Raw genomic sequence first — 15,740 nt, 5'->3', positions numbered from 1 at the left:
CTGTTACAACTTAACTCGAACGCTCTCAATTACTTTAGACAACTTCATAAAACTGTTTAATATCCGATAGTTGTTGTATTTAAAACCTGTCAGAAATTTGAATTAAACGATATAATTATATATTTCATCCAGTTATTGAGAACCTAGTGGATATTAAAGAATACATGAAAACGCTTGGGCAGCAGGCCAGGAAAGCGGGACGGGAAATAAGCCGTACCGAGTCAGGCAAAAAAAATCTGGCTTTGTTGAAAATTGCCGAAGCCATTGAAAACAGCCATGGACTGTTGATAGCAGAAAACCGCAAAGATTTGGACGCCGGCAAAAGTAACGGCCTGGATGCGGCTTCGCTAGACAGACTGGAACTAAAGCCATCCGGCATTCAAGCGATGGTTGAAGGTTTAAAACAAGTGGCAGCGTTACCCGATCCGGTCGGCGAAATCAGCGATTTAAGCTACCGGCCCAGCGGCATACAGGTCGGCCAAATGCGTGTACCGTTGGGCGTGATCGGCATTATTTACGAATCCCGTCCCAACGTAACCGTCGATGCGGCGGCTTTGTGTCTTAAATCCGGCAATGCCTGTATTTTAAGAGGCGGCTCGGAAGCCATACATTCCAATCAGGCGATTGCAGCGTGTATTTCTGAAGGCCTGGAAGCGGCAGGTTTACCGATTGAAGCCGTGCAAATCGTCGCGACCTCAGATCGCGCGGCGGTCGGCGAATTGATCACGATGGATCAATACGTCGATGTGATCGTACCGCGTGGCGGCAAAAGCCTGATCGAACGTATTTCCAAGGACGCAACGATTCCTGTGATCAAGCATCTGGATGGCATCTGCCATGTTTATATCGACGATAAAGCCGACATAGATAAAGCCATCAAGATTGCCCTCAATGCCAAAACCCACCGTTACGGTGTGTGCAATGCAATGGAAACCTTGCTGGTTGCCGAGGGCATTGCCGCAAGAGTCTTACCGTTGCTGGCTGAAAAATATGTCGAAAAAGGCGTTGAATTACGTGGTTGTCTTAAAACCTGTTCCTTGATTCCAAACTGCATCAGAGCCACAGAGCAAGACTGGAACACCGAATATCTGGCGCCGATTTTATCGATCAGGGTTGTTGACGGTATCGATGAAGCGATAGAACATATCAACCGGTACAGCTCCGCTCATACCGAAGCGATTGTGACCGAAGATTACACTTTAGCCCGCCGGTTCTTGCGGGAGGTGGATTCCAGCTCGGTGATGGTGAATGCTTCGACCCGCTTTGCCGACGGCTTTGAATACGGATTGGGCGCAGAAATCGGCATCAGTACCGACAAACTGCATGCCAGAGGCCCTGTAGGTTTAAAGGGCCTGACTTCGTTAAAATACATTGTTTTAGGGGACGGCCATATCCGGCAATAGATGATCGGCATTTTCGGCGGTACTTTCGACCCGGTTCACTATGGACATTTACGCTCGGCACTTGAAGTTAAGGATATTTTCGGACTGGACGAAGTCCGGCTAATTCCCTGCGCTAATCCCCCGCATCGAGAACAACCTGCGGTAACTTCGGAAATGCGCTTGCAGATGTTGGAACTGGCTATAAAAAACCAGCCGGGATTAAAGATCGATACCAGGGAACTGGATAGGCACAAGCTATCCGATCAAACGCCGTCATATATGGTGGACACGTTGAAGTCGCTACGGCAAGAATTTCCAGCCGGGCCATTGTTGTTGTTTATCGGCACTGACGCGTTCAAACATTTAACCGGCTGGCATCAATGGCAGCAGTTATTCGACTATGCGCATATCGTGGTGATGACCCGGCCGGGCTTTGAAACACAGGCACTCGATGACTTTTTTAAAGCCAGACTGGCTAAAGATACTAGCGAGCTGGCGCAAGATAACGCAGGAAAATTATGTTTCCAGCAAGTTACTCAATTGGAAATTTCGGCAACCGCGATCAGGGACATAATTGCGAGAAAACAAAATCCGGGTTTTTTATTGCCCGATGCTGTCATAGAATACATTAAGCAACACAAGCTTTACGAGACACATTGATCTCATTATTTATACTAGGAATTTGAATGCAAGCAGAACAAATATTGAAAATTGTCCAGGATGTTTTGGATGAACGCAAAGGACAAAACATAACGACGCTCGATGTTCGAGGCAAAACCAGTTTTACCGATTATATGGTCGTGGTAACCGGTACTTCGGATCGCCATCTGAAATCTTTATGTGAGTATGTATCTGAAAAGCTAAAAGAAAATGGCGTTAAACCTTTAGGTATGGAAGGCGATCTAGGTTCAGACTGGGTACTGTTGGATTTGGGCGATGTGATTGTCCATGCGATGAATGCCCAGGCGCGCGAGTTTTATCAGCTGGAGAAATTGTGGTCGGTTGAGGGTTCTAAAGAAGGCGAGCAGAAAGCTTCGTAAGTTGTTGCGCTGGCTCCCAAACTGGAGTTTGGGAGCCAGCGCAATGTTTATCAAGAACAGGTGTTGGCAAATAATGAGTGAACACGTCCTTGTGTCATGAACGATCAGTATTTCAACGAAAGACTGACGTAATAAGTGCGTTGAGCTAAAGGATTATTTTCATAGACATCCTGATCCAATATATTATCGATGCCCGCCGAAATCGTGCTTTTCAGTCTCGGATGAATGGGGAGCCGATAATTCGTTTTAAAATCCACCAGGGTATATTCATCCGAGCCGTTAAAGACATTGGCTTCAGTATCGACATTGGTAATCTGGTGAAACATATCGCTGCGATAACGGACGCCGGCAGTTGCGTCCCATTCCCGTAAAATGTTGTAAGTTGCCGTAACATTTGCCTGTAGTTTCGGTATCCGAGGCCATTCGTTACCGACTAGGCCGGTTGCGTCGGGATTGTCGGTAATCTGTTTATTCATAAATACAGTATTAGCCATGAAGTCGATCGGTAAACCAAAAACGGCATATTGCCGATAAGTCAGATCGACACCGATGGTTTCCGTTTGACCGATTGCCAGATAGGTATTCGGCCCGTTGCCTCCGGCCAGGGTCGGATTGTAGGAAAATATTTCGTCGTCGATCAGATCGTAGAACAGGTTGGCGCGAATAAAGCCTTGAGCAATGTCGTATTGCGCCATCAGATTATGGAAGTAGCCGTTCTCAGGGCCGAGGTTGGGATCGGCAAAGGTGGTGCCGGCGACGGTGTTTTTGCTGGCAAACAGTTCCTCGGCGACCGGGAAGCGGTAGGCTTTGGAAAACGAGTAACGGAATGTCCAGGCATCAGGCGAATATTCAATAGAGGCTTTCGGCGAAATCCGCGATTGATCGCGATCCTGATAATTTTGAAGGCGTCTGGGGTCGCTGATTGCCCGGTTGTAGTTATAAAAATGGCCGTCCAAGGCCTGAAAATGATCGAAACGCAAACCGGTCATGACGCTCCAGTCCGGCAAAAAGCGCCACGCCAACTGGGAAAACAGGCTGTTGGTTTGGGTTTGTCCGCCTGAGTCGCTTAAGCTGCTGTCCCGATTGGCAAGCAAGTAATTGTTAGTGTTGTAAACCTTGCTGTTGTTATTGCCATGCACGATTTGATAACCGCCCATAAACGACAAATCTTTGCGTCCTAAGAACGCATCCGTTGCCAATTTCAGATCGTAGGTTGCCCACCAATTATCGACATCGGTTATCTGTCCCGGTACCCGACCGTTAACCACAGCCAAACTATCGCCTGCCAAGCCGGTTGATTGAATGGTTCTATCCTTAAAGGCATCGTAATAGCTGGCAGTGGTGTCGATATTCCAGTTATCGGAAATTTTACCTTGTAAACTCAAGCCGTAATTAAGGGCTTGCCGATTTTGCTGCTGAATTCGAAAGCCGTTCAGCGGTACGGTAAAATTATAGCCATCTTGGGTGTAATAATTAGTGAATCTGCCGGCGGCGTTGGTTGCATTACTGTACAAGGTTTGGCCCGTTAGCCGATTTTTTGACAGCACCAAAGGATCGTCGTTGCTTTTATTGCGTTCTTCGTAAGCAATCGTAAAGCGGGCTTGCAAGTCGTCGGTCAGGTCGTAAGCTGTTTTTAACTTAAACAAATCGGTTTCGGAACGATCAATTCCGGAATCACCGAAAATGAAATTTTTTCCGCCGGTAGGGCTGGGTATCAATTGGGCACTGGTTACCGGAATGGCTGTTGCGCCGGCCGCCAGATTAGCGGGCAATGCGGTGGTTGCCGCCGCCGTACCGACCGGATCCATCGGCTGGCCTTCATTCTGCAAATGGTTGTAAAAGCCGTAGACACTGAATTTATCGATCCGGTCGCCTCCCGACAGGAAGGTTCTGAAGCCTTGCAGCAACTGATTGCGTCCGCCGCGATGCATGTTTTGAAACATGCCGGTCGCATCCATTTGCGCTTCGAACTGATCGGGCATTTTGGTGTTCAGATTGACTACGCCGCCAAACGAATGGCCGTTATATTGAGAAGAAAAAGGGCCGAACAAGACATCGACCGATTCTATCTCGCTGGGCGAAACCATAGACCAGCGCGGCGCGGCAGTATGTCCGGCATTGACCATGTTGTATAAGGGCATGCCATCGGCAAACACCATGCTATGCGCCGATTGGGTAATATTGGAGCCGCGCATGGCCATCGGCGCATTGGCATCGCCGATATAGCGGCGGCGCACATTGAGGCCCGGGATATACCGTAGTGTATCTTCCACTGTAGTGGCGTTGATCTTGGTTTCTATATCTTCGCTACTGACTTTAAAACTTGGAGAGGCTTGAGTGGTGTTCGGAAACTTGGGTTTATTCGCGAAAGCGGTTACCACTATTTCGTCCAGCTGTACCATTTTAGATGCTTGCCGATGCTTGACCGGCGTTTTGGTTTTTTGCTCGGAGCCTGGCGTGTCTGCGATTTTTTTAGTCGTATCTGTTTGTATTGCAGTAACAACCTTTCCAGGAAGATTTTGCGCAGTTTCCTGCGCGTGTAACTGGCTACTAAAGCCCGTCATTAGTAATGAAGCGAAGATAATTTTTTGCATTAGTGTCCTCTTGCGCCGCCCGCGCAGGGTGGTTGTTTTTACACAACAGAGGACAAAAGAAAACGAGAGATGACGCGGAGCTAGACTGTCATTTTCGCTGACAGCCCTCCGCTGTACCGAATTAAACTCTCGGGCCGGTCTCCGGGCTTATAAGTGGCGTCAGCCTGAATCATCACCTTCCCATGCGTAAGCACAGTGGCGTCTCGATGAAACTTTTACTTATATACCGTTGCGGGGGCAGCGTCGGATTTGGCATAAACCTTACCGACTTCCCGTTTAACCATTGGGTTTGAAAAACCCGCTGGAACCTGAAAGCAAGGCGCAATTATAGGGAAAAATATCGATAAAGCAAATTTACGGTGTAATACTTCAGGGCTATCGCGCTTAAAAACTGACAGCCGGACGGAAGCATGTTGCCCCCGCCCGAAACGTAAGGAGTTGGTTAAATGTAACCGCTTAGCTCAGGCATCCCAGAAACGTTAGGGATGGGGTTGCAAAACCCCGTCCCGCTCAGTTAAAACCTTACCGAACCCGCAAGCCGTAACATACGCGGCTCCACCGGATGCCTGAGTATGCCATCCACCCCTGCGGCAGGTTCTCCCGGCAAACGGGACGTATAGGCATAGGCTGTGTCATTGCTTTTAGAGTCCAGCAAATTGAACAAATCAAGTTCAAGTTTCAAATCCTTATGCTGATAGCCAAAGCCCCAGTTAACCAGCATCGTATCGCCTGCGGTCAGGTTGCCCGTGTCATTAAGCGGAATATCGCCAAAGTGACGTAAGCGTAACGTCGTAAAGGTGTGAAAGGGAAGTTGCACCACCGCTCCGGCGCTGATGACCCGGCCTACCGAATTGGAAATATGGTTAAGCTCCCGAGGCACACCGACGTAACGCGCTTTCGAAAAAGACAGGTCCGCATCCAAAGTCAACCAATCGCTCACTTGATAATAATTGCTCCATTCCACACCGTGACGCTCGCTACGGCCGCTGGGCTCGGTGGCGCTCGCATCGCCGACGAAAATCAGTTCGGAATTCACCTGCATCCACCACAGCGCCACTGTAGAATTTAACCCCGGAATAAACTGGTTGCGCACTCCAATTTCACCGCCGCGCGTCCGGACTAACGGCGATACCGAATCGGCTGGATCGCCGCTGATCGGATTAACACGCAAAGTGGCTCCGCGTGCGTCGTTGGAGTGATGGCCGTAACCCAGATTAACAAACATTTCGTTATCAACCCAAGGGCCGAAAATCAGGCTGAGTTTGGGGCTCAATAGAGATGCGTTTCGTTGGCCGGAATTGGCAGCGAGTGTCCGGCTGTTAACATTGATATCCAAAAAATCCGCGCGTAACCCGGAAATGGTGCGAAACTTTTCCAACCACTGAACTTGGTTTTTCAGGTAGACCGCTACGCTGGTTTCGCTAATATCATCCTGGCGCACCGTTTGGAAAATCCGGCGTTGTTCAGTGTGGTTTAACGCGGCTCCAATGACTTCGTCATGGCGGATTTGCAAGCCTAAGCTGTTGTCGACGTCCAAGCCGAACCATTTGGCAAACCAGGTTTGTTCGCCATTGCCGCCGGATACTACACGCCGTTCGGTTTGATGCACTTGGTCGCCCTGCGCGGGATTATCTAGGAATCCGGTAGGGTTAGAATACAGATTGAGGTCGTAATAGACCAGATAGGCATTAAAGTCGTTTTTGTAGCTGTCGCCCCGGCTCCAAACGTTGCTGGATAGACTGTAACGGCTGCTGTTGCCGCCATCGGACGGATCCATGCTGCCGTACAGGTCAAGTGTACCGCTATCGATAGCCCGTTCCGGAATCTGGTTGGTTGCGTTCCAGCTGGAGTGATAGGCCTTGGCGTTGACCGACAAACCCCAGTCTTTATTGTCCAATGTGTAGCGCAACATGCCGTTGTATTTACCCAAGTCTTCCGGCTGTTGCCATACGCCGTTATAAGCATTGAATTCACCCGCAGCCAGCAGTTCGCCTGAGCCTATTTTTATGGAATCGGCCAATAATGTTCGGTAATAGCCAAATTCGCCGCCGGTAAATTTGAGCAGACCTTTGGGTAAACTATGCATCGTGTGCATGCGCGAATAACCTGCGGAAGAAAAGTCGCCGGCATCGGCGTAATAAGGCCCTTTGCCGTATTCGATATTGTCGACCAGTTCGGGGATGATGCTGTTCAAGTCCAGGTAGCCTTGACCGTGCGCATGGCTGGGCATGTTCATCGGTACGCCGTCCACCATCACCGAAAAATCGGTGCCGTGATCCAGGTTAAAGCCGCGTAAATAGAACTGGTTGGCTTTGCCCGAACCACTGTGCTGAGTTGCCAATGCGCCGGGCACAAGCTCAACCAGTTCACCGGCTCGCGCCAAGGGACGATAACTAAGCTTCGCTTGTTCGACTACGCCTTGCGATGCCGATGCGGCCACACCCTGTAAATCGGTTGCTTGGCTTTTGACTTCCATCGTTTCCAGAGTAACGGTTTTTGTTTCATCGTCGGTTGAGGCTTGCGATGGTTGAGTCTGGATAAATCCGACAATTATTAATGAACTGAAGATGAGCTTTTGCATGTTTGTCCTCTTGCGCCGCCCGCGCAGGGTGATTGTTTTACACAACAGAGGACAAAGAAGACGAGAGATGACGCGGAGCTGTATTGTCATTTTCGCTGACAGCCCTCCGCTGTACCGAATTAAACTCTCGGGCCGGTCTCCGGGCTTATAAGTGGGGTTAACCTGAATCATCACCTTCCCATGCGTGAACACAGTGGCGTCTCGATGAAACTTTTACTTATATACCGTTGCGGGGGCAGCGTCGGATTTGGCATAAACCTTACCGACTTCCCGTTTAACCATTGGGTTTGAAAAACCCTCCGGAACCTGAAAGCTGGGATGATTATAAGGGGTAAAGAGGATAAAGCAAATTTACGGGATTAGGGCAGGCAGGATAATTGCGCTTAAATTTAACGTTTGTTTTTCCCGCTGAGTTGCTGGTTTAACCAACATAAACGCTGAATGGGACCATGATTATCGGCTTCGCCTCCTCGGGGTAATATAAGCGCGATTGCCCTGATCATTCCAAGATATAAGAACGCTAATTTTAGTGACTCATAAGCGTCTCATGGTCAAGGAAAAGCTTATGCTGAACCGGAATCAAAATCGTCAATCAAAAACTCTTTCCGAGCCCCAAAATCATATTAATTTCTTTAAAACCGTGCGGAGGATGCCGCCGTCCCGATAGTATTGAATTTCAATCGGCGTATCGATGCGGCTTACGGCTTTAAAAACTGTGACGGCTCCATCTGGCGCGGTCGCCGAAACGTTAACTTGCTGTTGCGGCACCATTGCATCGGAAATATCGATAGCAAATGTTTCCGTCCCGTTTAAGTTCAAGCTTTTAGCCGATTCGCCATCGATAAATTGCAGCGGCAAAATACCCATGCCGATCAGGTTGCTGCGGTGAATCCTTTCATAACTTTCAGCGATGACCGCTTTTACGCCCTGCATAAACGGGCCTTTCGCAGCCCAGTCGCGGGACGATCCTGAGCCGTATTCCTTACCGGCAAGGATGCACAGCGGTATGCCGGCCTCTTTATATTTCATCGCGGCATCGAAAAACGTCATCCGTTCGCCGGTCGGATGATGGATCGTCACATTGCCTTCAATGCCGGGAACCAGCAGGTTGCGGATGCGAATATTGGCGAAAGTGCCTCGAGCCATTACCTGATCGTTGCCTCGGCGCGAACCGTAACTGTTCCAGTCTTTCTGTTCTATGCCTCTTTCCAAAAGGTATAAAGCCGTAGGGGAGCCTGGGGCGATTTGACCGGCCGGTGAAATATGATCGGTGGTAACGGAGTCGCCAAACAGGGCCAACACCTGCATGCCGGCAAGAGGATGTATCTGTTGCAGGCCTGTCGACAATCCTTCGAAGAACGGCGGTTTCCTGATATAGGTCGAGCTTTCGTCCCATGCATATAACTCAGTTCCGGGAGCTTCAATTTTCTGCCATGCTTCAGTGCCGGTGAACACATCCGCATAACGCTCCCGGAACATCTCCGGCGTTACAAATTGTCTGACCACTTCAGCCACTTCCCAGGGCGTAGGCCAGATGTCTTTCAGGTAAACCGGATTGTCGTCCTTGTCCGTGCCCAGCGGCTCGCGGGTAATATCCAGCGCCGTCGATCCCGCCAGCGCATAGGCAACGACCAGCGGCGGCGAGGCGAGATAGTTGGTCTTGGTCAATGGATGCACACGGCCTTCGAAGTTCCTGTTGCCGGACAGCACCGCTGACACAACCAAATCGTTTTCCACTATCGTTCTTTCAACTGCTTCATCCAGCGGGCCGGAGTTGCCGATGCAGGTGGTGCAGCCATAGCCGACCAGGTAAAAGCCCAGCTGTTCCAGATAGCCAAGCAAGCCCGACTGCTTTAAATATTCCGTCACTACCAATGAACCGGGAGCCAGCGAAGTTTTGACGTAGTTTTTAACTTTCAATCCCCGCTCCACCGCTTTTTTGGCAACCAAGCCTGCCGCGAGCATGACCGATGGGTTACTGGTGTTGGTGCAGGACGTAATCGCAGCGATCACGACTGCGCCATGAGTGATTCTCTCATCAGCATTATTTTCCGATACGATGCCGCTACGTTCCAGATCGTGCTCGAATAGCCCCATGCCTCTGATACCTGTCGGTTCGATCAGCATTTGCCGGTATGTCGGCCCTACTTCACTGAGCGCGATGCGGTCTTGCGGACGCTTGGGGCCTGCCAGCGAAGGTTCAACGGTGCCGAGGTCTAGTTCCATAACCTGGGTAAATTCCGGGTCCGGCGTTTCGTCGGTGCGGAACAGCCCCTGTTCTTTGGCATAACGTTCGGTCAAGTCGATCAGATCCGCATGACGCCCGGTGAAGCGCATATAGCTGAGCGTCTCGTCGTCGATAGGAAAGAAACTCACCGTCGAACCTTGCTCAGGCGCCATATTACTCAGAGTGGCCCGATCGGGGATGCTCAAGTTAGTCAGCCCGGAACCGTAAAACTCAACGAATTTCCCAACCACGCCAAACTTCCGGCAAAGCTCGGTAATGCGCAACACCAGATCCGTTGCAGTCACGCCTGGAGGCAGTTCGCCGGTCAATTTAATGCCGACCACATCGGGAACCAGCATATAGATGGGTTGATCCAGCATCACCGCTTCAGCCTCAATGCCGCCGACACCCCAGCCCAGCACGCCCAGGCCGTTAATCATCGGCGTATGCGAATCGGTGCCGACGCAGCTGTCGGGATAACAGACGTTTTTATTTTTGTTATGGAAAATAACCGGAGCCAAGTATTCGAGATTGACCTGATGAACGATGCCGGTAGAAGGAGGCACCACGTGGAGATTTTGGAATGTCGACTGCCCCCATTTTAGGAATTCATAGCGTTCGGCATTTCTTTCAAATTCGACCGTTTCGTTCAATAGCAGGGCGTTGGCCTTGCCGAAATAATCCACTTGCACGGAATGATCGATCACCAAGTCGCAGGGAATAAAGGGATTGATTTTTTTCGGATCGCCGCCCAGTTGTTTCATCGCATCCCGCATTGCGGCCAGATCCACCAAGGCCGGTACTCCGGTAAAGTCCTGCAATATCACTCGGGCCGGTTTATAGGGTATTTCATATCTTGAGCCTTGTGGCTGCCAGTTGGCGACGCTCAATACGTGCTCCTGGGTAATCACATCGCCATTGCAGTTGCGCAATAATGATTCAAGCAGGATTTTGATTGTGTGCGGCAATCGTGAGACTTTGGCAGCGCCGACAGTTTCAAGCCGAGGCAGGGAATAATACGAGACTGAGCCGATGCTATCCGTTTTCAGTTGTTGATGTGCTCCGAAGGGATCGTGGTTAGTCATGATAGAAATCCCCCTGATGGGCTCGATAAATGTTATCAACTTAAATAGCTTTTACCCGTATCTGTAGTTGCGTCAAGATTTTTGATTCTATCTTGAGGTAATCCAGAGCTAAATTTTGGATTAAAAATTCATCTGAATGTGATGGCAATTTCAACCGGATACCGGGCAAGAAGTTTTCTATTCAAACAGCGGGAAAACCGTTATAGTCAAACTCTATTCATTCCGAATCAGGAGGCTATCATGGTTAACAACGGAATATTGGTTATGTTACTGAATAAAATTTTGCAACTATAAATGTGCAAATCATGAAAGAAAACACTGGAGATACCCGCACCGAAACCGACTCTTTCGGCCCCATACAAGTGCCCGCCGACAAATATTGGGGCGCACAAACCCAGCGCTCCCTGATAAACTTCAAAATCGGCAATGAACGGATGCCCCGGCCGTTGATCCGTGCGCTGGGCATCGTCAAATATTGCGCCGCACTATCGAATATTTCGTTAAATAATATTGATGAAAAAATCGGCTATGCGATAGCGGATGCGGCACAGGAAGTTATCGACGGAAAGCTAGACGACCATTTTCCGCTGGTGGTCTGGCAAACCGGCTCCGGCACACAATCCAACATGAACACCAACGAAGTGATTTCCAATCTGGCTATCGAGCGTCTCGGCGGCGTTATTGGATCTAAAACGCCGGTTCATCCAAACGATCACTGCAACCGCAGCCAGTCGTCGAACGATGCTTTTCCAACGGCCATGCATATCGCTACCGTCGAGCAGTTGCACCATTTATTGATTCCTGCACTTCAGCATTTGCACCGCGCGCTGTCCGACAAATCCCAATCATGGAATGAGATAATCAAGATCGGACGAACGCATTTGCAGGATGCGACCCCGCTGACACTGGGCCAGGAGTTTTCCGGTTACGCCGCTCAGGTGCAATTGGGCATAGACCGGATAAACGACAGCCTAAAACGGCTGTATCCCTTGGCGCAAGGCGGCACAGCGGTAGGCACCGGCCTGAACTCGAAACCGGGTTACGGCGACAAGTTTGCCGAAGAAGTTGCGAGGTTTACGCTGCTTCCTTTCGTTTCTGCGCCTAATAAATTCGAGGCGCTGGCCGCGCATGATGCACTGGTGGAAATCTCCGGGGTGTTAAATACCATCGCAGTCAGTCTTAATAAAATCGCCAACGATATTCGTCTGTTGGCTTCGGGACCGCGTTGCGGTATAGGCGAACTGTCGTTGCCTGAAAACGAACCCGGTTCTTCGATTATGCCGGGCAAAGTTAATCCAACCCAATGCGAAGCGATGACGATGGTTTGCGCGCAGGTTATGGGCAATCACACCACCGTCACCTTTGCCGGAGCGCAAGGGCATTTGGAGCTCAATGTGTTTAAGCCGGTGATTATTTATAACGTGCTCCAGTCGATCCGCCTTATCAGCGACGCGGCGATCAGTTTCACCGATCATTGCGTTGTCGGTATCGAGCCGAATATCGACCGTATTGCCGAGCTGATGGAAAACTCGCTAATGCTGGTAACCGCGTTGGCTCCTCAGATTGGTTACGACAATGCGGCAAAAATTGCGAAGCTGGCTTTTAAAAATCGCAGCACGCTACGCGAAGAGGCAGTCTCCGGCGGCTTTGTGACCGAAGAAGAATTCGACAAGCTTATTCGTCCGGAGGAAATGATTTCCCCCAAATAGAGCAAAATATATCATTTAGGCCGGAATAAGCCTGTCCTGAGCTTGTCGAAGCGGCCTGTTCGAGCGACAGCAAAATCCGGCGTTTGGCAAATACTCTAATTTAATCCCGCATATGAACAATCATTTGATGTCATTCAAAAAGACAAGCACTCAAATCGGGCGTTTTAGCCTCTTTGGACATCTTGGCGTCGTGGATCATTTGAAAAGCTTTATCAAAATCCGCGTTGACAAAACTGGTCGATAAATGAGCGCACAAACAATAAACGGCTGAATAATCATCGGTGATGCCTGAGGTGCAACTATTAATTCGGTCGGACAGGATGCGTATGATGGAAAGAATAAATCCATCATGCCGCCACGTTACCGGCTGGTCTAGAACATCATCTCCCTGCATAGCAATACCGGCCAATGCACAGTAGGCAAGATTAACCAGCCCGGCCAATATTTCAACCATTTCGCCTGCCTTAATCGCTTTTAATACCGCGCTGCCGCCATCCATCAGTAACGCTTGGTTCATAACAATCTCCATGTCGGATAACCGCTCATTTGCCCCATGCTCCGCTTGTGGAATTGAAAAAGAGTCGTGAAACTCTCTAACTAACTTTAAGTGCTTATTCATGGCTTGTATCCTCTGTCTGTTGTAGCGGCTTAGCTTCATAGACTGGGCTGCACAATGTTTAGCTGTTTAGCTCCTTCGCCGTTTTAAGCTAATAACCAGATCAAACTAAAGTTCTTCAAAGCTGTTTATTCGAGCGCTATTTTTCCTTCAATACAATGGTTGACGCCGATAGAAGGGGCAATCAGCGTCATTTTAACGTCTATGGCCTCGGAACCGTTTAGCTTTCCGGCTTCAACAGCTTTGAGAACGGCATGTTCGATCTCGCGTTGCGAGGTGATGCCGACCTGCTTGAGATATTTTCTGACTTCTAAATTTAAGGTATCTTCATTCATTTTGATCTCCTAAAGGTAAAGCTTCCGCTTAATTTGATTTTTAATGAGAAATCCGTGTCTTATAAATATTAAAGCCCTTAGTGAACACCTTAGTGAACAATAATATATTTTTGATGTTACGCATACTGTTCCCAAAAAGAAATAGGTAATATCGTTTATCTTAAAAAAGCGATCATTGTGGTGCGACTGGTCGGTCGTCAGAAAATATCTCCTACTAAGTTATTAACAGTAATGACCGAAACAATCCAGCAGTGTTTCCAAAGCATTATCACTATCGGTATTAACCGTTATTACGCTAGGTAGCTCTTGCTCCGACAGCGGCTGCGCGGATTGCTGTTGCTGATGCAGCACGGCCACGGTCGCTTCCGAAGCGTCGCCGTGCCGCTGGTTAATGCGTTTGCACAATTCTTGTTCGGATGCTTGAAAGGTAACGATATGAAATGGAACGCCGCAATCGGCTGCAAGTTGCCGGAACAGGTCGCGTTGCCCGGTTTTAAGAAAAGCAGCGTCGATAATGACCGGGAAATCGGCTTCAAGCACCGCTTTGGCAAGGTCCTTAAGATGCCGATAGGTTTTTAGGCTAGCTTCTTGCGTGTAAAGTCCATCGTCTATGCCGCTGTCGGTTTGCGCATTGGCTCGGTAGCCGAATAGCCGTTTGCGTTCTATATCGGAGCGTATCTGGAACGCGCCGATTTTTTCGGCAAGTTGGCTGGCCATAGTGGATTTGCCGGAACCTGAATAGCCGTGTGTGATGATCAGAACGGTTTGGCGGCGTTTAGTAAAGCGCTCGGCCAGATCGGCAAAAGTCGCGTATTCGCAAAGCGTCTGTTTGGCAGCGGCATCGTCCTGTTGCTGCGACATACGTAACAAGGAAACTTTAGCTCGTACCAGTGCCCGATAAACCAAGTAATAACGCAATAAAGCCGATCCTTTATAATCGCCGGTGTGTTGCAAATAGCGATTAAGAAAGCGGTATGCATAGCGGTCATAACCAAAGTGTAGCAGGTCGATAAATAAGAAAGCGACCTCGCTGATCACATCGATCCAGCGCAGCATCGGATTGAATTCGATGCAATCGAACAGGATTACCTTGCCGTTGATCAGCGTCATGTTGCCCAGGTGCAGATCGCCGTGGCATTCACGCACATAACCTTGATTTTTACGATACTGCATCAACTCAGCTTGCTTATGCCCTTCGCTATCGCCCCATTGCTGAATGTTTTGCAACTGCTGTTTTTGACTATCAAGAATCAGTAACGGGCTTATGTGTTCGAAATTTTCGGCAAACCAATGCTTGATGTTGGCGCTGTTGCCATAGGGGGAGCTTTCACCGGTTCGTTCAATTGTTTGATGAAAACCGGAAACAATCTCGGCAAGTTGATCGATTTCATCTGTGTTCAACTGACCGAGTTTGGCGTGCTCGCTTAGCAACTGTCCTGGAGGAAACCGGGTCATTTTGACGGCATATTCGATAGCTACACCCGAACCGCCTAGTTCAGGTCGATCCGGCGTTCCGGTTATCGGCACTACATCAAGGTATAGCTCGGAGGCCAAGCGCCTGTTCAGTCTTAGTTCTTCATTGCAGTAAAAACGGCGTTTTTCCAGCGTGGAAAAATCCAGAAAACCGAAGTTAACCGGCTTTTTGATTTTGTAAGCATATTGTCCGGTCAGTAGCACCCAGGAAATATGGGTTTCAATGATGTCGCAGGCGTTAGTTTCAGATAAGGCTTTGATAAGGATGAGACTTGAATCCGGCGCTGTATTATTGCTCATGTTGATAACCCCGACTGATTCGATAGTCAGATGGTATTACGTTCATGGCATTGGGTGCAATAATGAAAGGGCAGGGCGGCAGGGTAATCACATTTAAAATTTTTTGAAATTGAATTTAGATGAGGCACTAAGGCTATCGTTTCGGTTTCTGATGGAAGCAAAAACCAATATCATCAATTATTCACTGATGTTACGCACAGATGATATTTCTCCCGTTTGTCGCGCCGAGCACCGGAGCTTTTGTGGAGAACAGCCCGTGAGGGGTGCGGCAGGGAGGTCGCACGTCAGCAGAGGGGCAGGAGCCCCTTCTGCTGACCCTCGACAAAAGCGAGGAGCACAGGAACAAAGCGGCAACCGGGTCGCCTTTTCTTTGGTTACTTTCTTTTGGCGACGCAAAA

10 protein-coding genes and 2 riboswitches are annotated in these 15,740 nt (G+C 49.2%); of the genes, 4 read left to right on the top strand and 6 right to left on the bottom strand.

The window, feature by feature from the left end:
* Window positions 1-164: 164 nt before the first annotated feature.
* From EPO18_RS02205 to rsfS, 3 genes are read left to right on the top strand one after another with little or no spacing between them, the layout of a single operon-like run.
* Window positions 165-1,403, top strand: a complete 1,239-nt coding sequence (locus EPO18_RS02205) for a glutamate-5-semialdehyde dehydrogenase (RefSeq protein WP_292429907.1) — start codon at window positions 165-167, stop codon at window positions 1,401-1,403.
* Window positions 1,404-2,042 (top strand): nicotinate-nucleotide adenylyltransferase, encoded by a 639-nt coding sequence (gene nadD / locus EPO18_RS02200; protein WP_292429904.1) that lies wholly within the window; start codon window positions 1,404-1,406, stop codon window positions 2,040-2,042.
* Between the two features lie 26 nt (window positions 2,043-2,068).
* Window positions 2,069-2,422, top strand: coding sequence for a ribosome silencing factor (rsfS, locus tag EPO18_RS02195; protein ID WP_292429902.1), 354 nt, complete (start codon window positions 2,069-2,071; stop codon window positions 2,420-2,422).
* A 104-nt stretch (window positions 2,423-2,526) separates the two neighbouring features.
* On the opposite strand, the gene EPO18_RS02190 is transcribed toward rsfS, so the two are convergent.
* The 3 genes from EPO18_RS02190 to acnA form a co-directional block, all read right to left on the bottom strand.
* Complete coding sequence (locus EPO18_RS02190) at window positions 2,527-5,016, bottom strand: TonB-dependent receptor (RefSeq protein WP_292429900.1); 2,490 nt, start codon at window positions 5,014-5,016, stop codon at window positions 2,527-2,529.
* A 115-nt stretch (window positions 5,017-5,131) separates the two neighbouring features.
* Window positions 5,132-5,343, bottom strand: a riboswitch (cobalamin riboswitch).
* A gap of 187 nt (window positions 5,344-5,530) precedes the next feature.
* Window positions 5,531-7,597, bottom strand: coding sequence for a TonB-dependent receptor (locus EPO18_RS02185; RefSeq protein ID WP_292429898.1), 2,067 nt, complete (start codon window positions 7,595-7,597; stop codon window positions 5,531-5,533).
* A 113-nt stretch (window positions 7,598-7,710) separates the two neighbouring features.
* A riboswitch (cobalamin riboswitch) is annotated at window positions 7,711-7,922 on the bottom strand.
* Window positions 7,923-8,215: 293 nt separating this feature from the next.
* Complete coding sequence (gene acnA / locus EPO18_RS02180; RefSeq protein ID WP_292429895.1) at window positions 8,216-10,909, bottom strand: aconitate hydratase AcnA; 2,694 nt, start codon at window positions 10,907-10,909, stop codon at window positions 8,216-8,218.
* 305 nt (window positions 10,910-11,214) lie between these two features.
* On the opposite strand from acnA, the gene fumC reads away from it, so the two are divergent.
* Entirely contained in the window at window positions 11,215-12,618 is a 1,404-nt protein-coding gene (fumC, locus tag EPO18_RS02175; protein ID WP_292429892.1) for a class II fumarate hydratase, read from the top strand.
* Between the two features lie 130 nt (window positions 12,619-12,748).
* On the opposite strand, the gene EPO18_RS02170 is transcribed toward fumC, so the two are convergent.
* From EPO18_RS02170 to EPO18_RS02160, 3 genes are all read right to left on the bottom strand, one after another.
* Window positions 12,749-13,237 carry a nucleoside triphosphate pyrophosphohydrolase family protein gene (locus tag EPO18_RS02170; RefSeq protein ID WP_292429888.1) on the bottom strand — a complete coding sequence of 163 codons (489 nt, stop codon included), beginning with the start codon at window positions 13,235-13,237 and terminating at the stop codon, window positions 12,749-12,751.
* Between the two features lie 125 nt (window positions 13,238-13,362).
* A complete protein-coding gene (locus EPO18_RS02165; protein ID WP_292429885.1) occupies window positions 13,363-13,569 on the bottom strand; it encodes a DUF6494 family protein in 207 nt (68 codons plus the stop codon).
* A gap of 222 nt (window positions 13,570-13,791) precedes the next feature.
* Window positions 13,792-15,342, bottom strand: coding sequence for a bifunctional aminoglycoside phosphotransferase/ATP-binding protein (locus EPO18_RS02160; RefSeq protein WP_292429882.1), 1,551 nt, complete (start codon window positions 15,340-15,342; stop codon window positions 13,792-13,794).
* Between the last annotated feature and the right edge of the window lie 398 nt (window positions 15,343-15,740).

The sequence above is a fragment of the Methylobacter sp. genome (assembly GCF_004322395.1).
In the GTDB taxonomy this organism is placed as follows: Bacteria; Pseudomonadota; Gammaproteobacteria; order Methylococcales; family Methylomonadaceae; genus Methylobacter_A.
This window is presented reverse-complemented; position numbering and strand designations above follow the sequence as displayed.